The organism is Phaeobacter sp. NW0010-22, from assembly GCF_040365955.1.
In the GTDB taxonomy this organism is placed as follows: domain Bacteria; phylum Pseudomonadota; class Alphaproteobacteria; order Rhodobacterales; family Rhodobacteraceae; genus OMPR01.
On record NZ_BAABWT010000010.1, the window covers coordinates 114,641 to 137,405 of the forward strand.

Annotated in this window: 16 protein-coding genes; 4 read left to right on the plus strand and 12 right to left on the minus strand. The window is 58.1% G+C overall.

Annotated elements, in window-relative coordinates; translation table 11 throughout:
* Positions 1-267: 267 nt before the first annotated feature.
* Entirely contained in the window at positions 268-3,480 is a 3,213-nt protein-coding gene (locus tag ABWV33_RS19860) for a reductive dehalogenase (RefSeq protein WP_353333253.1), read from the minus strand.
* Between the two features lie 80 nt (positions 3,481-3,560).
* On the opposite strand from ABWV33_RS19860, the gene ABWV33_RS19865 reads away from it, so the two are divergent.
* The gene (locus tag ABWV33_RS19865; protein WP_353333255.1) at positions 3,561-4,469 is read left to right on the plus strand and encodes a LysR family transcriptional regulator; all 909 of its coding nucleotides are present in this window, start codon (positions 3,561-3,563) and stop codon (positions 4,467-4,469) included.
* Between the two features lie 26 nt (positions 4,470-4,495).
* Here the strand turns inward: ABWV33_RS19865 and ABWV33_RS19870 are convergent, their stop codons facing one another.
* The 4 genes from ABWV33_RS19870 to ABWV33_RS19885 form a co-directional block, all read right to left on the minus strand.
* Complete coding sequence (locus tag ABWV33_RS19870; RefSeq protein ID WP_502930925.1) at positions 4,496-5,776, minus strand: NAD(P)/FAD-dependent oxidoreductase; 1,281 nt, start codon at positions 5,774-5,776, stop codon at positions 4,496-4,498.
* Between the two features lie 80 nt (positions 5,777-5,856).
* Complete coding sequence (locus tag ABWV33_RS19875) at positions 5,857-6,891, minus strand: ACP S-malonyltransferase (RefSeq protein WP_353333259.1); 1,035 nt, start codon at positions 6,889-6,891, stop codon at positions 5,857-5,859.
* The gene (locus ABWV33_RS19880; protein ID WP_353333261.1) at positions 6,888-9,077 is read right to left on the minus strand and encodes a dehydrogenase E1 component subunit alpha/beta; all 2,190 of its coding nucleotides are present in this window, start codon (positions 9,075-9,077) and stop codon (positions 6,888-6,890) included. The genes ABWV33_RS19875 and ABWV33_RS19880 overlap by 4 nt, the downstream gene beginning before the upstream one ends.
* Positions 9,078-9,129: 52 nt before the next feature.
* Positions 9,130-10,287 carry a pyridoxal phosphate-dependent aminotransferase gene (locus ABWV33_RS19885; RefSeq protein WP_353333263.1) on the minus strand — a complete coding sequence of 386 codons (1,158 nt, stop codon included), beginning with the start codon at positions 10,285-10,287 and terminating at the stop codon, positions 9,130-9,132.
* Positions 10,288-10,393: 106 nt separating this feature from the next.
* On the opposite strand from ABWV33_RS19885, the gene ABWV33_RS19890 reads away from it, so the two are divergent.
* Positions 10,394-11,299 (plus strand): LysR substrate-binding domain-containing protein, encoded by a 906-nt coding sequence (locus ABWV33_RS19890; RefSeq protein WP_353333265.1) that lies wholly within the window; start codon positions 10,394-10,396, stop codon positions 11,297-11,299.
* Between the two features lie 165 nt (positions 11,300-11,464).
* Here ABWV33_RS19890 and ABWV33_RS19895 read toward each other — a convergent pair whose 3' ends face one another.
* From ABWV33_RS19895 to ABWV33_RS19925, 7 genes are all read right to left on the minus strand, one after another.
* Positions 11,465-12,622 carry an acyl-CoA dehydrogenase family protein gene (locus ABWV33_RS19895; RefSeq protein WP_113822789.1) on the minus strand — a complete coding sequence of 386 codons (1,158 nt, stop codon included), beginning with the start codon at positions 12,620-12,622 and terminating at the stop codon, positions 11,465-11,467.
* A 106-nt stretch (positions 12,623-12,728) separates the two neighbouring features.
* Positions 12,729-13,520: a TIGR03084 family metal-binding protein gene (locus ABWV33_RS19900; protein WP_353333268.1), complete on the minus strand. Its 792-nt coding sequence runs from the start codon at positions 13,518-13,520 to the stop codon at positions 12,729-12,731.
* Entirely contained in the window at positions 13,521-14,648 is a 1,128-nt protein-coding gene (locus ABWV33_RS19905) for an NAD(P)H-dependent flavin oxidoreductase (protein WP_353333270.1), read from the minus strand. It lies immediately after the preceding gene.
* Between the two features lie 3 nt (positions 14,649-14,651).
* Positions 14,652-16,625 carry an acetyl/propionyl/methylcrotonyl-CoA carboxylase subunit alpha gene (locus ABWV33_RS19910; RefSeq protein WP_353333272.1) on the minus strand — a complete coding sequence of 658 codons (1,974 nt, stop codon included), beginning with the start codon at positions 16,623-16,625 and terminating at the stop codon, positions 14,652-14,654.
* A 4-nt stretch (positions 16,626-16,629) separates the two neighbouring features.
* On the minus strand, positions 16,630-17,424 hold the full coding sequence (locus ABWV33_RS19915; protein ID WP_353333274.1) for an enoyl-CoA hydratase/isomerase family protein: 795 nt from the start codon (positions 17,422-17,424) through the stop codon (positions 16,630-16,632).
* A gap of 2 nt (positions 17,425-17,426) precedes the next feature.
* Positions 17,427-19,046 (minus strand): acyl-CoA carboxylase subunit beta, encoded by a 1,620-nt coding sequence (locus ABWV33_RS19920; protein WP_353333276.1) that lies wholly within the window; start codon positions 19,044-19,046, stop codon positions 17,427-17,429.
* Between the two features lie 10 nt (positions 19,047-19,056).
* The gene (locus ABWV33_RS19925; RefSeq protein ID WP_353333278.1) at positions 19,057-20,823 is read right to left on the minus strand and encodes an acyclic terpene utilization AtuA family protein; all 1,767 of its coding nucleotides are present in this window, start codon (positions 20,821-20,823) and stop codon (positions 19,057-19,059) included.
* A gap of 114 nt (positions 20,824-20,937) precedes the next feature.
* Here ABWV33_RS19925 and ABWV33_RS19930 point away from each other — a divergent pair, with 114 nt between their 5' ends.
* Both ABWV33_RS19930 and ABWV33_RS19935 read left to right on the plus strand, forming a co-directional pair.
* Positions 20,938-21,597 (plus strand): TetR/AcrR family transcriptional regulator, encoded by a 660-nt coding sequence (locus ABWV33_RS19930; RefSeq protein WP_162930578.1) that lies wholly within the window; start codon positions 20,938-20,940, stop codon positions 21,595-21,597.
* A complete protein-coding gene (locus tag ABWV33_RS19935; RefSeq protein WP_353333280.1) occupies positions 21,594-22,751 on the plus strand; it encodes an acyl-CoA dehydrogenase family protein in 1,158 nt (385 codons plus the stop codon). The genes ABWV33_RS19930 and ABWV33_RS19935 overlap by 4 nt, the downstream gene beginning before the upstream one ends.
* Positions 22,752-22,765 lie beyond the last annotated feature (14 nt).

Sequence of the window (22,765 nt, forward strand, 5' to 3'; positions counted from 1 at the left end):
TTAAATCTGGGTCAGGTTAACGCCGATCCAGTGTATCAAATCATGACACCAAGGTTTTTCGAGGTATGCCAATTTTAAAGTAACCTAACGATCTGCCTATCCCACAATTCGCGACCTTGCAGACACTCGATACGTTGCAGAAATCAATCAATTTGGGCTCAATCGAAGCGTTCGCTGCAGCGAACCCATAGGTCTGGTTTTCCACTTCAGGTTAGCAAATGACGTAACAATCAAAGTTGTCTGCCCTTCCGCTCGCGGTGATCTGGATCATAGGTCGATTTCAATCACGTCGTCTGCTTTGGCCGCGCGACTTTGGCACAGGATGATTGCCCCCTCACGTTGCTTGTTTGACAGCACAAAATCGCGGTGTTCCACCTCGCCCGCAAGCAAGCCACATTTGCAGACCCCGCAGATGCCGTCGGCACATTTCACATCCACCTGAATGCCAGCTGCATTCAGCACCTCGGCGGCGTCTTTGTCCGCGGGCACGGTCAGTTCGCGCCCAGATTTGGCCAGCTTCAACGTGAATGCGTGGTTCTCATGCTCTGGCTGCTCAGGAACCGAGAAATACTCCAGATGCCTCGCCTCTTCGGGGAAGCCCTGTTGTTCAGCGGCCTGCATCACGCCGTCCATGAACCGATCAGGGCCACAGGTGTAGACGTGCCAACCGCTCTGATACCCGGCCATGACGGCGTTCAGATCCGCACGGGTGCCTTCGTCCGAGAAATGCAGATGCACCCGATCCACCCATGGCATGGTGGCCAGATCGTCCAGATACCCAGCCCCGGCACGGGTGCTGGCGGAATAATGCAGCTCAAAGTCCGCCCCCAGATCATGCAGGCGGTGTGCAAAGGCGATCATGGGCGTGATGCCGATCCCGCCTCCCATGAGAAAAGTTTTGGTAGCTGTTTCATCCAGTTCGAAATGGTTGATGGGTTTCGAGACGAAGACCTTGCGCCCCTCATCAAAAATGCGATGCAATAGGGCCGAGCCACCGCGCCCCTCATCCTCGCGCAGCACTCCGATCTGATAGGTGGAACGATCCGTTGGGTTGCCCGACATCGAATATTGGCGCAGGAATTCAGGTGCCACAAGGATATCGAGATGCGCCCCAGCGGTCCAGTTCGGCAAGGGGCTACCATCCAACGATGAGAATTCATATTTGGTGACGTCTGCGGTCATCTGATCGACCTTGGACAGCTCAACCCGGATCACCGGCGCATCGCCAGAAATCTGATAGCGGTGCACGACCGACAAATCGCCCGCCGCCTTGCGGGCTTGATATTCCTCGGCGCTGATCATGTTTTCATAGGCAGCGATCCCTGCCTCGCGGTCCATCGCAAAAGGATAGGGCCAAGGGTGCGGGGCCAGCGGCGCGGGATAGACCGCAAGGGTCTGATCCTCGAACTTCAGATCCAGATCCCGTTGCAGGCCACGCCGGTTCAAGGGGTGTTTGGTCGGACGGTAAGCCCCATCCTGGTCCAGTTCGATATCCCACCACCACTTTTTGACGTCATTCAATTCGCCGTGGCCCACCGCATCATCCAGTTTGGCCAGCACAGGCGCGGCTGAAGGGATGTTCATCGCGGCCCAGCGAAACGGTTTTTCTGCAAAGATCCCTTCGAGGTTCCATGGGCAGGTTTTCATGCATCGCCCACACATCGCGCCGCCGGGCGTAGTAATCCGATAGGTGGCGCATTTCTGGCTGTCGGATTTCCAGATCTCGTATCCGTTGAACATGCGCTTGGGGCCTGCGGTGATTGCGCCCGATGGACACTCACGGGCGCATTTGTTGCAGCTCTCGCAGAATTTTTGCAGGCCAAAATCGATTGGCCTGTCGTGGGCCATTGGCATGTCGGTGGTCACGGCACCCGATTTCAAGCGTGGGCCAAGGTATGGGTTCAAGATCACCTCGCCGATGCGGCTGACCTCGCCCAATCCGCTCAGCAATAGCAAGGGCGGTTGCAGGACCTCGCCATCCATCACTGTGTGGGCCTTAGCTTTGTAACCAAGATTGCGGATTTGTTGCGCCATCACGCCGCCCAACAGCGAAAACCGCAGATATGCGCGCATGGATTGACTAACCGCGATCCAGTCGTCGCCGCTGGACCCCTCCATGGTTTCATAGCCCTGATCAATGATCATGCTGATGGCTTGGTCGTGAGGTGGCACGATTTCCTCGCCGGTGGCGTCATGCGAATACCAAGACCAATCCGGACATCGGCTCAGGCCCGCAGCGTCCGCACCTAGGAAGTAGCTGGCCGCTTTGAGGTTATCGGCATTGCGTTGCGCGTCACCAGGGCGGGTGCCGTCGGCCGTTTCACCATCTTGCAACAGCACGAAGGCCCCCAGCGCGCGGCGTTGGGCAAAACTGGGCGCGGCTTTGCGCACGTAGTGACCGCCCTTTGCCCCATCTTGCAGCGTCTTGCCCATGTCACCAAACTGTGCCCGGGCGAACATATCGGCGCGCTTGGGAACGCGTGCGACGTTTTCTTCGTCGATATAGGTGGTGGGGGTGTCCACGCGTTTCAGCCGCTCGAACGGCTGCGCGCCGTCTACATAGCGGCGTTTCGCGTAGGGGTCGCGGTTCATCGCATTCTTGGCAAAACCCGCGCCCAGCCACCATGCGGGGCCTTGAGTTTTGAACCACGGCTGATCCGCCATAGGGGCCAATGGCTGATCATGTGCCAAATCCATCTCTGTAGTGATTACCGCAAGGCCAAAGCGTTTGCCCAGCCATGGCGTGACAAGATCACCCTCTTCAAGCGATACGAGACCCGCAGAAACGGCGAGTTTTCCAAGATCCACATCAGTCGAAGTCGCGGTATGCGCCCGTGCATCAAAGCCCAACAGACGGATGTAGTTGGCAATGACCATCGCATTTTCAGTGGCCAGCAGACAGGCTCGGTGATCTTGGGCATCCATGATCCAATCGCTGCCCGGTTCGTCCGCCTTGGGGTCGCGCATATGTTCGTAGAGAAAGACAATCGCATTACGGTGGCCATCGATGGGACGTGGTACAGCCTGCATGCTATCGCGCAGATCTGCCATGATCACGTCAATGCCTGACGCCAATGTCTTTGTCTGACGGGTTTTGAGCGCATGCGCCAAGCGGTCAATGTCAGGGTTGCGCAGAGGCGTTTCCAACAGGGCTGCTTCAGGCAGAGGCCCAATGCCAATCATCGACGCATCGTTGAAATACCCAAACGCCTTGAGGTGATCCGAACGTTCCTGCGGATCAGTTGGAATTTCCGATTGAACCGGATTCACCAACCCATCTCGAATGGCATCCATCATTGCTTGAAATTCGCCCATCGCATTGACGATGCTGTCGGGCTGGTCCGGGCGATGAAAGCTGAGTTGCTGTTGCGCCGGTGCTGACGACAGATCAGGAAGACCGGACCTGCGCTGCAATCGCTCCAACGGATACGATCCCAAATGCACCGGTCTTTTCTTATCTGAGAATATGCGCATGCCCATGGTGCGTCCCCTGTTCGCGTGTTCGTCAGGCCATATCGCGCCATCGACACAAAAACCATTCATGCCTATTAATAGATTGCATGAGCAATTTCGATATTACCGATCTGGATGGCAAGGTTTTAAAGACCTTTCTGACCATCCTAGAGGAGTCTTCAGTGTCCAAGGCCGCTGACCGCTTGGGGGTGACCCAATCCGCCGTCAGTCACACGTTGGGCAAGTTGCGCGTGGTTCTGGGTGATCCGCTGTTTGTCCGATCGGGTCAGGGCCTGACACCAACAGAGCGGGCAGTGGCCCTGCAAGAGCCGATGCAGCGGGTGCTGGATGGGATCAAGGCGCTAACCGATGCGCGCCCTTTTGACCCCAACGCCGAAGCCTTGCATTTCCAGATCGCTGCAAATGATCTGCAGCGCGAGCTCATTTTTCCCCAGCTGCTGCGAGAGGCCCGGTCTGAGGGTTTGCGATTGCGGTTGGATTTTGTGCCTTCGGGTGTGCCGGACGCTGCCATTTTGCGCAGCGACCGCTGTCAGCTGATGCTTACCCCCATGCCCCCCGATGGGCCCGACATTTTCCAGAAACGTCTGATGCAAAGCGAGATGCGGATCTATTACGATGCGAGACACCGCGCACCCCCATCAACTTGGGACGCGTATTGTCAGGCCGATCATGTTCAGGTGCGCTTTGCCGATGGGCGCAGTGCGCAGGTGGTGTTGCGTGGGGTGGATCAGAGCCAGATAAAGGCGCCGGTTTTGACCCTGCCTCACTTCAACGCAATCCCGGCGTTTATTCAGGGCAGTGACCTGATTTCCACTGATACGGCACTGATGGCGCTGGGACCCTTGGCTGGGTTGGATAACGCCCCGGTGCCATTCCACTGTGAACCCGTCGCGATCTATATTGTCTGGCATGAACGCTCGAATGCAGACCCCGCGCATCGCTGGTTGCGGCAGCGAATTGAACGGTTGGCGCAACAATTTGCGCACGGGATCTAGGCCAGCCGCCCAAATATCGCGAAGCTTTAAATAAGCCCGCGGGATTTCACCAGATGGGTCAGGGTCGCCCCGGTTTCAAAGAATATCTGACGTGCGCCAGTCAGGGCTTCAGGGTGGGTCGGGATCGCAGAGATGGGCAATGGATCCGGTGAACCTGACAACAGACTGTCAGCCATGCCCATGCCAAACACAGTGCCCGGACCGATGCCCCGCCCCGAATAACCGAACACAGCCAAGGCGTTTGGCCCAATCGAAATAATTTTAGGGATGCGATCCGAGGTCATCGCGATGCGTCCGTGCCAGCCAGCCGTCAGTGGCTGGCCTGCAAGCGCAGGAAACAGCTCTGTCAGTTTGCGTTTGATCCAAGCCTTGTGGGCAAAGCTAGCGATGTGGTCGAGATTCCCCATCGCACCAATCACCAGACGCCCAGCCTGATCCATGCGAAATGACGTCATAATCAGCCCCGTATCCCAGCATCCTTCGCCACCGGCCAGAATGGTGTCGCGCAAACCCTGTGCTAAAGGGGCCGTGGCATATTGGAAGTAGTTCACGGGAACGTATCTCTGCGCAGAGGCTGACAGATCCTGATGATAGGCATTGGTTGCTTGTATCAGTGCCTTGGCCTGCACAGTGCCGCCAGCGGTTTCAACCTGCCAAACCCCGCCGTCATGCTGGATGTTCAGTGCTGGGGTTCGCGCATGCAATTGCGCTCCGGCGGCCACGGCCGCGCGCGCCAATCCCCGGACATATCCAAGCGGCTGAATGGTGCCTGCACGCGGATCAAACAGCGCACCATGAAAGGCAGAAGAGCCCGTGCGCCGGGTGGCTTCGGCCTGATCCAGTAAAACAACTGGTGCGCCATCTTGAGACAACTGCCGGTGGCGGGTTTGCAGGTCAGCGAACCCTTTGGGCGAATGGGCACAATGCAGGGTGCCTTGGCGCACCGGTTCGCATTGAATATCGTGCTGTGCGACCAAGTCGAACACCCGGCTCGGGGCCTCGGCTAGCAGAGTCACAAGGCGATCCCCCTGCGACTGTCCCAGATGTTTGCGGATCTCAACCGAGGGCAACCATAAACCAGCATTGGCCAGACCAACATTGCGCCCGGATCCGCCAGACCCGATCTCCTGCGCCTCGAGCAGGCAGACGGATGCACCGCTTTGCGCCGCTTGCAACGCCGCAGCAACACCAGAATACCCACCGCCGATCACAACGAGATCAACAGAAACATCCCACGACAGTGGCGGAGCAGTCACTTTTTCTGCACAAGTTTGGAACCAAATGTTCTGCGCGTTTTCAGGAGTCAATTTCGGTCCTCGGAGTCAGGATATGCCAGCAATGTGGGGTGCAGTTAGGGGGCCCGCCCCAACCGGGGCAGGCTGGTCGCTCATTTCACAACCAAGCCACGTTGATCATCGCGGCCCATCGAAATCAAGAAGGGATTGGCTGTCTGCGCGGACTGAAAGGCGGCTTTGCTGTCCATACCCTGCCAATTGGCCAAGGTCAGAGATTGCGCCACCGCGCCGCCCAAAGTGGTGCCGGGACCGGTGACAATGAACAGATCAGGCGCAAATTCACGCGCAGCTGTTTGGATGGCGCGGCTGAAGTCATACGTCTCGGTCACCTGATGCCCCAAAGTATAATCCCACAGTTCTTTGATATCACTGGCCCCCGGCCACCAAATTTTACCGCGTCCATCAATCAGGGGGCAGTCCGGTTGTGTGAACAGATCAATGCCGAGCTGGGCCCGGCCTTGCGCCGCAACAGGGGTCTGTAAATGGGTGTGGAACGCCGCGTGATTAGCCAGCCGCAGCGGGAACCGATCTTGGACCACAGGGTTTTCTGCCTCAAACGCCTTGAGCCCTTCTTCGTTGCCAGCAAGGACCAACATACCGCCCAGATCAATGGACAAGGCAAGTGTGTGCCCTTCGCGCGCGTTGATCTCAGTCACCTGCCCCAACAACGCAGACTTGCGCGCGGGGTCGTTGACCCAGTCGACGTCGGTAAACGGATAAACCAATTGACCGCCGATCAGCTGTTCTTGCATCAACGTGCCCATGGTGTTGACGACGCGAAATCCATTTTCAGGGCTGACCGCCCCCGCTACCGCCAAGGCGATGTACCACCCCATGGAATTGCCGGTGACGGCCACAACCTCGATATCATTTGCCAATGCCTGTGCATCGGCCAGTGAGGCGGAATAGATCAGTGGCGAGGCGACGTCCCCGCGTGAGTATTTTCCAACTGAAAACCGGCTTGCACTATCCAACGCCGTTACCGGTTCTTGCCGGGTTTCTGCGCGGATCGCATCGAATTCCCGGAACATGTCCATCCGTCCCGCGTAATGGCGGTGCAGATACCCCAGTTCGGTCTTGTTATAGGTGCCCCGACCGGGACAGATCACAACAGCGGTGCGGGTCATGAGCGGGCTCCTGTCAATGCAAGCGCGGAGGCAATAATGCCGTCTTTGGAGGGGAGCGGCGCGGCATAGGCCGGGCCGGTGGCAATAAAGCAATCCTCGGCCACGACGCGGGCGGTAGGTTGATTGCTGTGCTCGGCGAACAGCGTCATCAACGCCTCGGATTGGCTGCCGGTGCGGCGACATTCATCGACGATCAGTACATGTTTGCAGCCTTTTGTCGCCTCGAGCAGGGCTTCAGCGGGCAGCGGCGATAGCCAGCGCATGTCGATGACCCGGGTGCTTTGACCGGCGGCTTCGAGTTCGGGCAGCGCCTGTTTCGACAGATAATGCCCGTTGCCGTAGGTGACAATGGCCAGATCGGTTCCATCGCCGTGCACGCCAACCTCACCCAAACCGATGCGTTGGTCTGGCGACGGATAGGTCGTCATCCAGCCCGCATCCTGCGCCCTGTGCAGATCGCGCATCGGATAGAGGGCAATGGGTTCCAAGAACACCACAACGCGCTGTTCTTCGCGCGCCAGTCGCACACTTTCCCTCAGCATCATGGCCGCATCCGCACCAGTCGAAGGGCAAGCAATGATGACACCGGGAATGTCGCGCAGGACAGCCAGCGAGTTGTCGTTGTGGAAATGGCCCCCAAATCCTTTTTGATACCCAAGACCAGCGATCCGCAGCACCATTGGGTTGGTGAATTGACCGTCTGAGAAGAACGGCAGAGTTGCTGCTTCGCCACGGATCTGATCCTCAGCGTTGTGCAAATAGGCCAAAAATTGGATTTCGGGGATTGGGATAAACCCATTGTGCGCCATGCCAATCGCCAGCCCTAGAATAGACTGCTCGTCGAGCAAAGTATCGATCATCCGGTCCGGGCCAAAGCGCGCCTGTAGCTTCTGTGTGACGCCATATACGCCACCTTTGCGACCAACGTCTTCCCCCATCATGACGATTTCGCCATGTTCCAGCATCAGATCCGTCAGGGCCCAATTGATGATCCGGCTCATCGGTTGCGGATCGGCCATGGCACGCATGTCGCCGCCGAAGACTTCGGCACGGGCTGCGTCGCTGGGGCCATTGGTGGGCTTACAGTCACGTTTCGGCGGGATGAGGCTGGCCATGACGGATTTAGCGTCGCTCAGGTGGGGGCGCTTGACGGCCTCGGCCGCGACACGATCCACCCGCGCGCAGGTGTCATGGTAAATCGAGAGGGCCTGTTCCGGGCTGAGCGCTCCGGCTTGATCCAGCAAGCGCACGCTGTGCAGTAGCGGATCATTGGCCTCGTCACTTTCGACCTCAGCTTTGCTGAGATAGGTGGTCGGAACATCCGCCCCTGCGTGGCCATAAAGGCGGACGGTTTTCAGATGCAAGAACGCCGGTTTACGCCGTGTGCGGACATATTCGGCTGCCTCTTGAGCAACCGCATGCGCCTCGTAAATATCCAACCCGTTTGCGCGGAAGTACTTTATGCCGGGTCGATACTCCATCGAGGTTTCGATCCACCCTTTGGGGGTTTTGGTCGAGATGCCGATGCCGTTATCTTCGCAGATGAACAGCAATGGCAGGGGCACGGATTGCACCGATGTCCATCCCGCTGAATTAATCGCCCCCTGCGCGGTAGAGTGGTTGGCGGACGCATCCCCAAATGAACAAATTGCAATACCATCTTCCGGCAATTCACGATGTTCAGGTGCATGACGACGCGCAGCCCCCAGACCATAGGCCGCCCCGACCGCCTTAGGCAGGTGGCTGGCGATGGTTGAGGTCTGCGGTGGGATGGTCAGGGCCTTGGAACCCAATACCTTGTGACGCCCCCCCGAGGTCGGATCCTCGGACGAGCAGGCAAAGGACAACAGCATGTCCCACGCGATCTGTTGCCCCGGCACCTGATCGGCCCGCGCGATCTGAAACGCGGCGTCACGGTAGTGCAGAAAGGCGATGTCGGTTGGGCGCAGGGCATGGGCCACCGCGGCCATGCCCTCGTGACCCGACGATCCGATGGTGTAAAACCCCTGCCCCGCCTTTTGCATCGCGCGGCTGGTACGGTCCAGTGCGCGGCTAAGCACCTGCGCCCGGAACAATGACACAGCCTCGGTGGCGCTTAGCCCCATCTGCGGGGCCGCGCCTGCGGGGAAATCCCGGGCAGCCACGCGAGACAAGAAGTTTTCGTGAACGATCTGGGCGCGATCCATTGGGCGACCTTTTCTTTAGATATGTAAGTAAGGGCAAACGCCCAGAAACAGGTTACAGAGCTTCTACCGCGCGGGTGATGCGCACCAATCCTTGCTGCAGGCTTTCCAGCCCGTAGGCAAATGACAAGCGTAGATGTCCCGGCATGCCAAAAGCCCGCCCGGGAACAACCGCAACTCCCGCCTTATCCAGCAGATGTCGGCAGAACTCCGGATCCGATGGCATTTTTTCCGGGCACTTCGGAAAGACATAAAACGCGCCATCCGGCACAGGACACTCCAGCCCTGCGGCGTTCAGGCCGTCAACCATCATATCCCGCCGGCTCCGTAGTTCGACCAGACGATCCGCAAGCAGGCCTTGTGGGCCCGTGACTGCGGCCAAAGCCGCCGCCTGTGCGACAGAACACGTCCCAGAAGTAACCTGCCCCTGAACGGCGGTCATTGCTTTGATTAGGGGCAGTGGCCCAATGGCCCATCCGATCCGCCACCCGGTCATAGAAAACGCTTTGGACACACCATTCACGGTCAGAACCCGGTCCGCCAATTTTGGCAGCGCCTCTGCAAACGGTGTAAAGGGCACATAGCTCAGGTGTTGATAGATTTCATCCGAGATCACCCAGACATGTGGGTGACGGGACAGAACATCCGCCAGAGCAAGCAGCTCGGCCTCGGAATAAATTGCGCCGGTTGGATTGGACGGAGAGTTCAGCAACAACCACCTTGTGCGCGGGGTGATGGCCTGTTCCAACTGCGCCGGGGTAAGCTTGAACGCCTGGGCCGCGTCGCAGGTTAGAACAACAGCCACCCCGCCCGCCAGTCTCACCATATCAGCATAAGAGGTCCAGAATGGCGCGGCCATGATCACCTCGTCACCCGGGTTCAACGTCGCCAGAAACGCATTCGCAAGCACCTGTTTTGCTCCGGTCGAGATCATCACCTGTTCCGTCCCAACCCCAGCCTGACCAGCAACGGCAGCGCGTAAATTTGGTGTCCCTGCGGTAGCGGTGTATCGGGTCTGTCCCGCCAGCGCGGCCTGATGCGCGGCCTCGACCACATGCGCAGGGGTTGGAAAGTCAGGCTCCCCGGTGCTGAGCGCGATGACATCCACGCCCTGACGCCGCAACTCCGCTGCGCGCTCGGAAATCTGAACGATCTCGGACAAGGCGATTCCATTCAGACGACCCGCGGGTTGGAATTCAGTATGTGTGTTCATCTTTGGAATAGGTCCTTTGACTGACTTTATGCAGCAAGAGCAATATCACCCTATGATCCAAAGAAAGCGAATGATAATTCGGAAGGAAGGTATGAGGTAAAGTTATATGGATATCCCGCGTCGGTTCCTGCCCTCCATCAGCTCTCTGCTTGCATTAGAGGCGGTAGATCGTCTGGGCAGCGCTTCTGCAGCAGCAGAAGAGTTGTCACTGACACAAAGCGCAATCAGCAGGCAACTGAAGGTGATGGAAGAGCAATTGGATGTCGCACTGATTCAACGCAATCAGATGCGACTACAGCTGACACCTGCGGCGCAGGAATATGTTATCGAAGCACGCGCAGCGATCCAGAAGTTGGCGCAGGCGTCGCTAAAGCTGAAAGCAAATCCAATGGGCGGATCGCTAAACCTGTCCGTCTTGCCTGCATTTGCCATGCATTGGCTTGCTCCACGGCTGAGCGATTTCGCCCGTAAGCACCCCGGTGTCACGATCAACCTGAACACGCGGTTGAAGCCGTTTGATTTCACCATGGAACCCTTTGATGCCGCGATCCATTTTGGTGGTCTCGATTGGCCGGGCGTCAATGCGTTGCGGATCATGCGCGAAGAGGTCGTGCCGGTTTGCGCACCGCACCTTTGCCCCCAAAACCGACACTCGGCCGAATGGTTGCTGGACGCACCGCTGCTTCACCTCGATACCCGGGCGAACGCTTGGGAGTCATGGTTTTCAGCACAGGGAATCTCTCCCCCAGCATTGCAGGGCATGCTGTTTGATCAGTTTTCCACAATGATCCCAGCAGCAATCCACGGGCTGGGTTTGGCACTTCTCCCCAGTTACCTGATCCAAGACGAATTGAGCTCTGGACGGCTCATCAGAGCCTTTGAGAGCAAAAGCATCTCATTGGGGGATTATTTTCTGGTGTGGCCAAGCACAAGGCCGATGCCGGTGGCTTTTGAGACGTTCCATACCTGGCTACTGGAACAGATTGACGACCTAGACCCCAGCTTCGGATAGTCAGTGGCCTCAGCGCTGTTGCCTGCGCGGCTTTTCGCCTTGCGTCCTGCGGACGGCGGGATGTGGGCCCGGCAGGGCGCGGCTTTGCCGCGCCCTGCCGGGCCCAACGGGAGGCAATGTCTCGCTAGTGACATTGGCGACGGGCGGGAGTGCCCGTTTGATTAGTTAAACGTCGATAGAACGCGCGATGAGTTCCTTCATCACTTCGTTGGTGCCACCATAGATCATCTGGACACGTGCATCTGCATAGAGACGGGCAATCGGGTATTCCATCATGAACCCATAGCCCCCGAACAGTTGCAGGCACTCGTGCATGATTTCATTCTGAACTTCGGACCCCCAATATTTCACCATCGAGGCCGTAGTTGCATCCAGTTGGCCTTGTTCCAAACGCCCAATGCAGTCATTCACAAAACTACGCAGCAACTCTGCCTTGGTTTTGCACTCTGCCAATTTGAACCGTGTGTTTTGGAAATCCATTACGCGCTGCCCGAACGCCTTGCGTTCCTGCGTATACTTCACGGTTTCGGCGATCGCGAAATCAATCGCCCCAAGCGCCATCAATCCGATTGTCAAGCGCTCCCATGGCAGCTGCTTCATCAGTTGATAGAAGCCTTGACCCTCTTCGGCACCAATCAGGTTGGTCATCGGCACTTTGACGTCCTCAAAGAACAGCTCGGCCGTATCATTGCCCTTCATCCCCAGTTTCTTGAGGTTTTTACCGCGGCGGAAACCTTCAGTTCCTTCGGTTTCCATTGCAATCAGTGAAACACCTTTGGCACCCAGAGTTTTGTCCGTTTTGGCCACCACGATCACCAGATCAGCAGACTGACCGTTGGTGATAAAGATTTTGGAGCCGTTGATTTTGTAGCTGTTGCCGTCTTTTTCAGCGGTGGTACGCACCGCCTGCAAATCGGATCCGGTGCCCGGTTCGGTCATCGCAATTGCACCGACCATTTCGCCAGAGACCAATTTCGGCAACCATTTTTGCTTTTGCTCTTCGCTGCCGTAGCCGTTGATGTAGTGCATCACAATGGACTGGATGCCAAAGCCCCAACCGCTGTCGCCCCGCGCAGCTTGTTCGTACATCGCCACGGCATCAAAGCCCATGCCTCCGCCTACACCCCCGTATTCTTCGGCAATGGTTCCGCCCATCATGCCAGCTTCGCCAGCTTTGTTCCAAAAGCCGCGATCAACGACACCGTTGGCATTCCACGAGTCGATGTTGGGAACCAGTTCGTCATCGTAAAACCGGCCCGACATTTCGGCAAACATCCGGTGTTCTTCGGTGATCCAGCTGGCGGTTGGGGTAAAGAGCGTCATGGCATGCCTCATTGAAATCTAGGTTGAAACCAAGCTATCGCGTGCGGTGCTTTGTGCCAATCTGGGTGACGCCGCGTCCCAATTCTGCAACGCAACGTCCTTTGGTTTAGTTCGCAACGCGATGGCGCATTCCTTGGGTCGGTGGGGTCTCAACGCCACCAGCAAAGCACTGAGCAATGGACATCCATTCGACGGCAATTGGCCCGTCCAGCTTTAGCTCTGTGTCCGTCACGTTTCGCGTTTGCGCCATGACTTGGGCGAACTCCACGGCCGATCCGTTGATCTCATTGTCGTTTGGTTCGCCAAAGGTCCAGATCGCACCTGACGGGGCAACCAATGTCATATACGGCATCACTTCGGGCACCTTCCGGCCATTGACCTTGTAAGACCAGGCAAAGGTGTTCACTCCCAGAACCACGATGTTCTTGATGCGATCCATTTCGTGCCGCTCAGCGCCGAGGATATCAAACACCTCTTGTCCATGCGCCCATGTTTCCATCTGCCGCGCCGTCATGGACGAACGTACCGACATGTCCGGCCCGGCCCATTTCACCCGTCGCTTGGGGTCGAGATCCGCCCAGCGCACGCCCATATCGGTATATAGGCTGCGCCATGCTTCGCGCAGCTGTTCACCGCGTTCTGAAACCATTGCGTTTTCGGTGGCACGGAATCCTTGCTTGGCGATTCCGCCCATCACAGCCCCCACCTTGGCTGCAAACGCGTCTTCGTCCTGCAACGACAGATCCGCCATTTGGTTCCAGAAATGCAGGTGCACCATGACGTCATTCAGGGTCCAGCCTTTGAATTGGGTGACCTGATCCCACCCATCCCCACGCACATCTGCAAGCACCGCATAAAGCGCCTCGCTTTCGTCCAGAAAATCCTGCGCCTGTTCCATTTATTCCTCCAACGTTGCCATCAGCCGTTCCACGGCGGCAAGGTAGTCCTGTTTAAAATCCTGTACCACAGCGGTGGTTGAAGTCGCCTGATTCATCAACCCAACCCCCTGCCCGACCCAATAGGTCGACAATTCGGCCGCGCCATCATGGCCGGACTGCGCCAGCTTTTCGACCTTGCGCAGGGCCGGTTCCGATACCAGCGTCTGCAGTGGCATCGGCAGCGGGCTGGGGCCTTTGACCTCCCAGGCATCCGTCCAAGCTGATTTGAGCTGTCGCGACCCTTTGCCGGTGCGCGACCGAGACCGAACCGTATCGGACGAGGTCGCGGCCAACATCTTATCCTTGATTTGTTGTGGCGGTTCGCCTTCTGCCGTGGTGAGCCAGACAGACCCGCACCAAGCGCCCGCAGCCCCCATGGCCATCGCCGCGGCCATTTGTTGCCCTGTAACGATACCACCAGCGGCCAATACCGGCGTGCCCTTGGCGACCGAAACGACTTCGGGCACCAACACCATGGTCGAGATTTCACCGCAGTGACCGCCCGCCTCGCCACCCGCCGCGACAAGGATATCGACCCCAGCAGCGACCTGCAGTTCCGCGTGTTTCTTGGCCCCAACCAATGCAGCGACAGGAACACCGGCGGCCTTGGCGCGTTCCATCATGATCGGAGGGGGCGTGCCCAGCGCATTTGCAATCAGCTTGATCGGAAACGAAAACGCCACATCCAGCATGTCCTGTGCGCCAGCGCTGTTCATGTTGTGCGAGAACATCAACAGATCGCCGCGCACCGCATCCAGATCATCGGTCGCCACGCCATATTGCCCCAGCACCTGATTGGCGAATTCCACATGTTCTTGCGGAACCGAGGCCAGCAAATCTGCATCACTGGGTTCAGCGCCCTGTTTTTGGATTGAGGTCGGAACGATCAGATCCACACCATAGGGTTTGCCATCGCAATTGGCATCGATCCACTCCAATTCGGTCCGCAGCTGTTCGGGCGTGTACATCACCGCCCCAAACACGCCCATGCCCCCGGCACGGGACACCGCAGCCACCACATCACGGCAATGGCTAAATGCAAACAACGGGAATTCGATGCCCAATTGGCGGCACAGGTCGGAATTCATAACTCAGGTCTCCTCAATCTCGATCATCACGTCACCCGCGGTCAGCTGCTGCCCGGCTTTGATGTGCACAGCGCTAACTGTTCCATCGACAGCGGCCATGATCTGATGTTGCATTTTCATGGCTTCCAAAACGGCCAGTGTGTCCCCTTTGGTCACGGTCTGACCCGGTTGGGCTGTGACATCGACCACCAGCCCGGGCATTGGCGCGCTGACACGTCCTCCGGCAATGACGGTTTCGTCCTGCGCCCCCGGTCGCACCCGCGAAAACGTCATGCGTTCAGCCCCCACCGCGATTTGAACGCTATCGCGGCTGAGCACAGCGACAACATCGACCGTTTTTCCGTTTACACGGGCGCGGATCATGTCCGTGTCGCGGGCTGTCAGGGTGATCTCAAATGTCTCATCGCCCGCCCCAATAGTCCAACCACCAAGCGTAGCAGTCGCGCGCAGGTGCAGGTCTTGCCCGGCAATGGTCAACGTCACATTCAACGGCAACAGCGCTGCGCTAGACCAGCCCAACTGATCCTCAGAGACATACCCAGCAGCCTCTCTTGCCCGTTTCGCATCCGCATCAAGCAGCAGGGCCAAGGCCAATGCTGCATCTTGCGCGTGCGACTGTGTCTTAGGGAAACCTGTGGGATAGGCCTGATCCAAAAAGGCGGTTGTTGCTTCGCCTTGCGCGAACCCCTTTTGGTCCAAGACATCCGCCAGAAAGGCAGAATTGGTCACAGTACCCAACAGAACACTTTCGCGAACTGCTTTGATCAAACGGGTGCGCGCGACCTGACGCGTGGGGCCGTGGGCGATGATTTTGGCCAACATCGGATCATAGAAGGGTGAGACGTCTTGCCCGGTCACGACCCCTGAATCTACCCGCACACCCGGGCCTGTCGCAGGGTGCCATAGATCAATTGGACCGGTTGCAGGCAAATAGTCATTGGCAGGATCTTCGGCATAGAGACGCACCTCGATCGCGTGACCGGTGAGGGTCACGTCATCTTGGGTCAACGCCAAGGGGTCCCCCTGAGCCACCGCGATTTGCATCGCGACCAGATCCAACCCGGTGACCAGTTCAGTTACGGGATGTTCAACCTGCAAGCGGGTGTTCATCTCTAGGAAATAGAACTGCCCGGCCTCATCCAGTAAGAACTCAACCGTACCTGCCCCACGATAGTTGACCGCGCGCGCCGCGTTCACAGCCGCCGCACCCATGGCTGCGCGCAGGTCGGGTGTCATGACCGGGCACGGCGCTTCTTCGACCACCTTCTGATGGCGGCGCTGGACCGAGCAATCGCGTTCGCCCAGGTGGATGACTGCACCATGACTGTCGGCAAAGACCTGAATTTCGACATGGCGCGGGGCGATGATTGCCCTTTCAAGGATCAACTCGCCTGAGCCAAACGCATTCTCAGCTTCGGATCGTGCCAAGCTGATAGCCTCGGCAAGATCTGTCTTACTTTGAACCAAGCGCATCCCGCGTCCGCCACCGCCAGCGGCGGCTTTGACCATGATCGGGAACCCTATTTCATCGGCGGCCTCTATTAGCACATCGTCGGCTTGATCCGCCCCCTCATACCCGGGTACGCAGGGCACCCCAGCGGCAATCAACAGGCGCTTGGCCTCGGCCTTGTTGCCCATCGACAGGATCGCCTGCGGTTCTGGCCCGACAAAGACCAAACCCGCAGCCTCGACCGCAGCAGCAAAATCCGAATTCTCTGACAGAAACCCGTATCCCGGATGAATGGCCCCGGCCCCAGTGTGCTGAGCTGCTGCAAGGATCTTACCTGCATCAAGGTAACTGTCCCCCACTGGCCCGTCGCCGATCCACACGGCCTCATCCGCCAACGCAACATGCGGCGCCTGTGCATCAGCCGTGGTGTAAACCGCCACAGCGCGCAGCCCAAGCGCCTGAGCCGAGCGGATCACACGGGCGGCGATTTCGCCTCGGTTGGCCACCAGAATTGTATCAAATGCCATCTGTTCAGCCCTCTGCCCATTTGGGTTTACGTTTGTCAAAAAATGCGGAGATGCCTTCACGTGCTTCGTCCGAGAGCATCCGCGCGGCAAAGCTTTCAGCGGCCGTCTGGCGTTGCTGATCGCGTGTTTGAAACGGCGTCTGCGCCAATTGCTGTTTGATCGCCGCCAAAGCCGCGGGCGCAGCGGCCTGTACATTGGATCGCACCTGCCCAAGGGCTGTTTCCATCCCGCCGGGTGGCACGATTTGATCTACCAGCCCCGCTTCATGCGCTATGGCACTATTGAACGCGGCCCCGGTCAGCATCAACCGACGCGCAGTAGGCAGGCCCAGACGCGCGACCACAAACGGTGCGATCTGGGCAGGGGTCAGGCCGATGCGGGTCTCTGACAGGCTGAATTTCGTCCCTTCGGAAGCGATCACCATGTCGCCAACACAAGCCAGACCAAAGCCCCCGGCCATCGCGGCACCTTCGACAGCCATCACAGTGAACTGTGGTAGGGCGGCAACCGCATCGAACAAATCGGCGGCTTGCAAGCTCATAGCAATGATGTTCTGTTTCGACGCACCACCCTGAAACACGGATTTGAAGGCCTTGAGGTCACCGCCCGCACAAAAGGTCCCACCCTGCCCACGAAAGGTGATTCCGCGGATATCAGATGTTTGCAGGGCAGCGCACAGATCAAGCAGCGCCACAACCCGCTCACCGGTCAGAGGGTTGCGTTTGTCGGGCTCGTTGAACCAGACGGTCAGCCACACGCCGTCCTGTTCCAGCTCTAAATGAGGAGAAGTTGGCAACATGATCAGAACCTATGCACCCCATATGAGGTTGGCTTAACTTTACGCGCCCGCCCTTCAAGGCAGGTTTCAAGACAGAACCCCAACACCCGCCGGGTGTCGCGCGGATCAATCACACCATGATCTATACACCGCCCCGAAGTATAAAACGCCCCTTCCTGACGGGTGAAATGATGGGTTATTGCTGCCGTTTGGGCTGCCATCTTTGCCTCGTCCGGCTCAACGCCTTTGCGTTTGAAACCGGCGCGAGCGACCATCTCCATCGTGCCCGCAGCTTGTTCGCCCCCCATCACGCCGGTTGCTGCATTGGGCCACGCGAACAGAAAATCCGGGTCATAGGCGTAACCGCACATGCCATAATTTCCGGCCCCGAAACTGGCCCCGATGTACAGCGCGATTTTGGGTACATCGACCGAGGTCACAGCCTGAATCATCTTTGCGCCATGTTTAATCATGCCACCTTGTTCAGACTGCGTGCCGACCATAAATCCCGTGATGTTGTTGAGGAAAATCAGCGGCGTATCACTTTGACCGCAAAGCTGGATGAACTGTGTGGCCTTGTTTGCACCCGCCGGATCAAGCGGTCCATTGTTGCCGATGATGCCAACTGCAATACCGTTGACCGCCGCCTGAAGACACACGGTTGCGGGGCCATACCCCGGTTTGAAATCCTCGAACTCTGAACCATCGACCAGACGCGCCACAACTTCGCGCATGTCATAGGGCATGCGGTAGTCCGTTGGCACCACGCCCGCGATTTCCTCAGCGTCATACCGGGGGGGCTCGACGTGCTTTTCTTGTCGCACAGGCAGGGACTTGTTCCAATCCAGCCGCGCCATCACATCACGGGCCATTTCTACGCCATGCGTGTCGTCCTCGGCCAGATACTCCACCAAACCTGAGATGGTGGCGTGCATTTCCGAACCACCCAGATCACGGTCATTTGCCCGCTCACCCGTGGCCGCATGGGTCAAAGCCGCGCCCGCCAACGCCGCCATGCCATTGTTTTTCACGCCAACAACGTAATCAGCCAACCCGGGCATATAAGCCCCGCCAGCCGTGGATGGACCATGAAGAACCGCAACGTTGGGCAAACCCGCTGCCGAGTGACGTGCGAGATTGCGGAACAGCTTACCGCCATTGGCCCAGAACTCGACCTTATACTCCATCAGGTTCGCACCGGCGCTTTCGACCAGATGCACAAAGGGCAGGTTCTGCTTAAGCGCCATGTCCTGCGCGCTCAGGACTGCCGCGCCGGTCATTTCAACCATCGAGCCCGCCTTAATGCCCGCGTCATCCACAACGATCATGCAACGCACGCCTGACACAAACCCAATGCCGATAATGACCGAGGCCCCCGGCACCGACTTCTCGGGGTCTTTGCTGTCGACCAAATACCCGGCCAGGCCGTGAATCTGCAAAAACGGCATCCCCGGATCCAGCAGATGAGCAAGCCGGTCGCGCGGTGTGATTTGGCCACGGGCCTCCATCCGTTCCCGGCGCTGTTCAGACAGGGCGACCGGACGCGCCTCGAGCGCACGCATTTCGGCGACCAAATCCAGCATTCCGGCGCGGTTCTTGGCAAAGGTTTCGGATTCGCGGACAACTTGACTGACAAAGCCCATGCGTCGCTCCTTAATTCGAATTCAGGATCAGCCCGGCCGGAATTTGCACCGGCACAGACAGGAGTTTCTGGGCAAAGCCCTTGCCCTGTGCATCGTTGCGCAGGGATGCGATGCCGCCGCCGCCTAGGGCGTTGTGCATCAGGATGTTCATGGAATGGGATCCGGGCAAGAAAAACCGTTCAATCTCGCCCCGGGTCTGGTCTGTGAAGACCTCAGCGATCCGATCCGGTGAGAGAGCGGCCCAAATGTAAGGGATATAGGCGGGGTGGCGGGCAATGACGCCGATGTTGGCGCTGTCGCCTTTGTCACCGGATCGCGCCCATGCCAAATCTTCGAGGCCATGCGTGACCATTTCAGTCGATGTGTCCGCAGAAGCTGGCGCTTTTGGCGAACTTGGAGCGGGTGGTTTCAACCCACCCTGCTCCGGTTCATAATCTATCGTCTTCTCATCAAGCGAGATTTTGTACGCCAACTGATCCGCGTCTACCAAAAAGGAAAACAACGCGACCACGGGCGAGGGTTTAGGTCGCCCGCCACCAGTAAAGAAATGCAATCCCGGCGGTGTCGCCAAGGCTCCACCGATCAATTCCTTTAGGAACAGTCCAATGGCGCGCGGATCATGATGGCGCACTGCCGCTTTGAACGCGATCTCTTCATAAGGGCCATCACCGGGACGTCCGCCAAAGGCCTCAAAACTAACCTCGCTATAGTCCGGCACGCGCATCTTGGTCAGCGTTGCCCGCGCCCGATCAAGACCGGCCTGCGCGAACGCCTGCGCTTTGGTGCGCGCATCCCGGCCATTAAACTGAAACACCATGCCAGCCCGGTAGCCATCCGACCACGTGGTGGATACCTTGAGCTGCCCTGAGGCTGGTCGCCCCTTGGCCCCACGGACCTGCACCCTATCAGCCCCAAGCTGCACGAGCTGAACGTCAGAAAAGTCACACACGACATCGGGCAGCAAATAAGCCTGTGGGTCGCCTATCTCATAGAGCATTTGTTCACAGACTGAGGCCGTCGAAACAATGCCGGTTGTGGCATCAGGTTTGGTCAATACCATACTGCCATCGGCGTGAACTTCGACGATTGGATACCCGATCAAGGCGACATCCCCGGCCTGCTCCCAATCCGTAAAATTCCCACCGGTGGATTGCGGTCCGCATTCCAACAGATGACCGGCCAAAGATCCGGCCGACAACAGATCAAAGTCATCCGCGGACCAATTGAAATGATGCATACACGCTGCCAAGGACAACGCGCTGTCGACGCAGCGCCCCGTAATCACGATATCAGCGCCCGCATTGAGCGCCGCCACAATCGGAGCCGCCCCGATATAGGCATTCATTGACGCGATTTTGTCCCGTGCGGGCATTGTCGCCCCTGAAAACATCTCGGTCGCGCTGGCAAATTCCGCCGCACGTGAAAGGAGGTCATCCCCCTCAACCACCGCAACCGCCAAAGACAACCCAGCCTCGGCAATCCTGGCCCTAAGCGCTGCCGCGCAGGCCGCAGGATTCACACCGCCCGCGTTGGACAAAACCTTGACACCTTGCGCCGCGATCGTCGCCAGATTGCGCCCCATCGCATCAGAAACGAAATCACTCGCGTACCCCGTTTCGGCATCCTTGAGCCGTGCACGCGCCATGATCGACATGGTGATTTCAGCGAGGTAATCATAGACCAGCACATCCACACCTGCTTCAAGCAATTGCGCCGTCGCATGTGGTGCTTCCCCCCAGAACCCGCTGGCCCCGCCGATCCGCAATGCGTTTGTCACGTCACGTTCCTCCATCCCGATCAAAACGGCACTTTACAGACCGTCCGTTCTGTTTTTAAGTTCCAGCCATCGCTCCGGTCAACGGGGTTTTGCAACAAACGACGCCACGGAACGATGCCACAGACACCCGCCCCCACCAAACCAACCCCGCAAGATTTACGCTCGCAGGCGACCCGCACAAAGGTGTGTCAGGCCACCATCGATTGTCTGGATCGACTGGGCTACGCCGAAACGACTTTTGCCAAAATTCAGGCAAAAGCCTGTGTTTCACGCGGCGCCATCACCCACCACTTCCCCACCAAACAAGCCCTTGTTGCCGCCACCGCGATGGATTTGCTAGGCAATGCACTGGGCCCCGTAGAACGGCGCGCCGGATCGCCGCGCGAAAACCCCGTGCCGGTCTATGAGTTGATCATGAAAGCCTGGGACAACGTGGTGAATTCATCAGGCGGGCGTGCGATTGTCGAAATCCTTGTGGCATGTCGCACCGACCCCGAGCTGTATCAACTGCTCGAGGATCGTCTGCACCATTGGGACCGCGTCAGCCTGACCTCTGTCACGCAGAGCTATCGCGGCACTGGCCCTGACCCAGACGACGCAGAACTGTTGTGGAGCATGAGCCGGAACTTTCTGCGGGGGCTGATCCTGCACGAAAGCTTTGTCAGCGATCCCGCCTATCTGGCCCGGATGGTCGACCGCTTTGCCCGCATGATGGAAACGCAGCTGATTGTGCTGCCCCCTGAACACCGAACACCGCAAGAGGATCCGAAATGACCTGCCCATCGCCTTTTATGACCCCCGAACGCGAGGCGTTTCGCGCCAACCTGAAACGGTTCTTTGATGACGAGGTGAAACCCAACCTTGATGAATGGGAACTGAACAAAGCCGTGCCATGGGCAATGCATGAACGCGTGTCCAGCTTTGGTGTCTTTGGATTTGGGATTGACGAAAAATACGGTGGACTGGGGTTCGATGATGCCTTTATGCGCGCCGATTATGCCGAGCTTGCGTTTGGCTGTGGCGCGTCAGGCTTTGCCGCCGCTGTGGGCGGGCGCATGATCTCATTGGGGCCGATTGCCAAATTCGCGCCGGATGGTTTTCGCAACACCGTGCTGCCCGAAATTATCGCCGGACGGATGAATTCGTCGCTGGCTATTACCGAACCCGGGGGCGGATCGGATGTTGCCAACCTCAGCACAAAGGCCGTGCGCAAAGGTGACAAATGGGTCCTGAACGGGGTCAAAGCGTTCATCACCGGGGGCATGGACAGTCAATGGTTCGTGGTTGGCGCCCGTACCGGGGGGCCGGGCATTGCTGGCATTTCGCTGTTCCTGATCGAGGCCGACACGCCCGGCTTCACCCGAACGCCATTGGGCGGCAAAATGGGGTGGCATTGCTCAGAACAGGCGATGTTGCACTTTGACGATTGCGAGGTGTCCGCCGAGGCCCTGATTGGCCCTGAAAACAAGGGCTTTATCGCGATCATGAACAATTTTAACTACGAACGGCTGGCGATGACCGCCGGGTCCTTAGGCATGATGCGGCTGTGTTACGAGGCCTCGCTGGATTGGGCACGTGAACGTAAAACCTTTGGTGAACGCCTGATCGACCATCAGGTGATCGCGCATAAGTTCGCGGAAATGTCCGCTAAGATTGATATGATCGAAGCTTATGTCGAACGGATTTGCTGGGCCATGAACCAAGGCGTGATGCCAGTGGCCGAAATCTCCAAGGCCAAAGTGCAATCCACCAAAGCTCTGGAATATGTCGCTTCAGAAGGAATGCAGATCTTTGGCGGCGCCGGGTATTTGCATGGCAATCCGGTGGAGCGCGTTTGGCGTGAAATCAAAGTCATGGCGATTGGTGGCGGCTCCGAAGAGATCATGCGCGATCTGGCAGTCCGTCAGATGGGGCTGGCGGGGCAATAGGACGTCACGCCCGT

What these genes read in the sequence shown, in the direction of transcription:
- ABWV33_RS19860 (WP_353333253.1), bottom strand. Translation starts at nt 3,480, where the DNA reads ATGGGCATGCGCATATTCTCAGATAAGAAAAGACCGGTGCATTTGGGA.
- ABWV33_RS19865 (WP_353333255.1), top strand. Translation starts at nt 3,561, where the DNA reads ATGAGCAATTTCGATATTACCGATCTGGATGGCAAGGTTTTAAAGACC.
- ABWV33_RS19875 (WP_353333259.1), bottom strand. Translation starts at nt 6,891, where the DNA reads ATGACCCGCACCGCTGTTGTGATCTGTCCCGGTCGGGGCACCTATAAC.
- ABWV33_RS19880 (WP_353333261.1), bottom strand. Translation starts at nt 9,077, where the DNA reads ATGGATCGCGCCCAGATCGTTCACGAAAACTTCTTGTCTCGCGTGGCT.
- ABWV33_RS19885 (WP_353333263.1), bottom strand. Translation starts at nt 10,287, where the DNA reads ATGAACACACATACTGAATTCCAACCCGCGGGTCGTCTGAATGGAATC.
- ABWV33_RS19890 (WP_353333265.1), top strand. Translation starts at nt 10,394, where the DNA reads ATGGATATCCCGCGTCGGTTCCTGCCCTCCATCAGCTCTCTGCTTGCA.
- ABWV33_RS19895 (WP_113822789.1), bottom strand. Translation starts at nt 12,622, where the DNA reads ATGACGCTCTTTACCCCAACCGCCAGCTGGATCACCGAAGAACACCGG.
- ABWV33_RS19900 (WP_353333268.1), bottom strand. Translation starts at nt 13,520, where the DNA reads ATGGAACAGGCGCAGGATTTTCTGGACGAAAGCGAGGCGCTTTATGCG.
- ABWV33_RS19905 (WP_353333270.1), bottom strand. Translation starts at nt 14,648, where the DNA reads ATGAATTCCGACCTGTGCCGCCAATTGGGCATCGAATTCCCGTTGTTT.
- ABWV33_RS19910 (WP_353333272.1), bottom strand. Translation starts at nt 16,625, where the DNA reads ATGGCATTTGATACAATTCTGGTGGCCAACCGAGGCGAAATCGCCGCC.
- ABWV33_RS19915 (WP_353333274.1), bottom strand. Translation starts at nt 17,424, where the DNA reads ATGTTGCCAACTTCTCCTCATTTAGAGCTGGAACAGGACGGCGTGTGG.
- ABWV33_RS19920 (WP_353333276.1), bottom strand. Translation starts at nt 19,046, where the DNA reads ATGGGCTTTGTCAGTCAAGTTGTCCGCGAATCCGAAACCTTTGCCAAG.
- ABWV33_RS19930 (WP_162930578.1), top strand. Translation starts at nt 20,938, where the DNA reads ATGCCACAGACACCCGCCCCCACCAAACCAACCCCGCAAGATTTACGC.
- ABWV33_RS19935 (WP_353333280.1), top strand. Translation starts at nt 21,594, where the DNA reads ATGACCTGCCCATCGCCTTTTATGACCCCCGAACGCGAGGCGTTTCGC.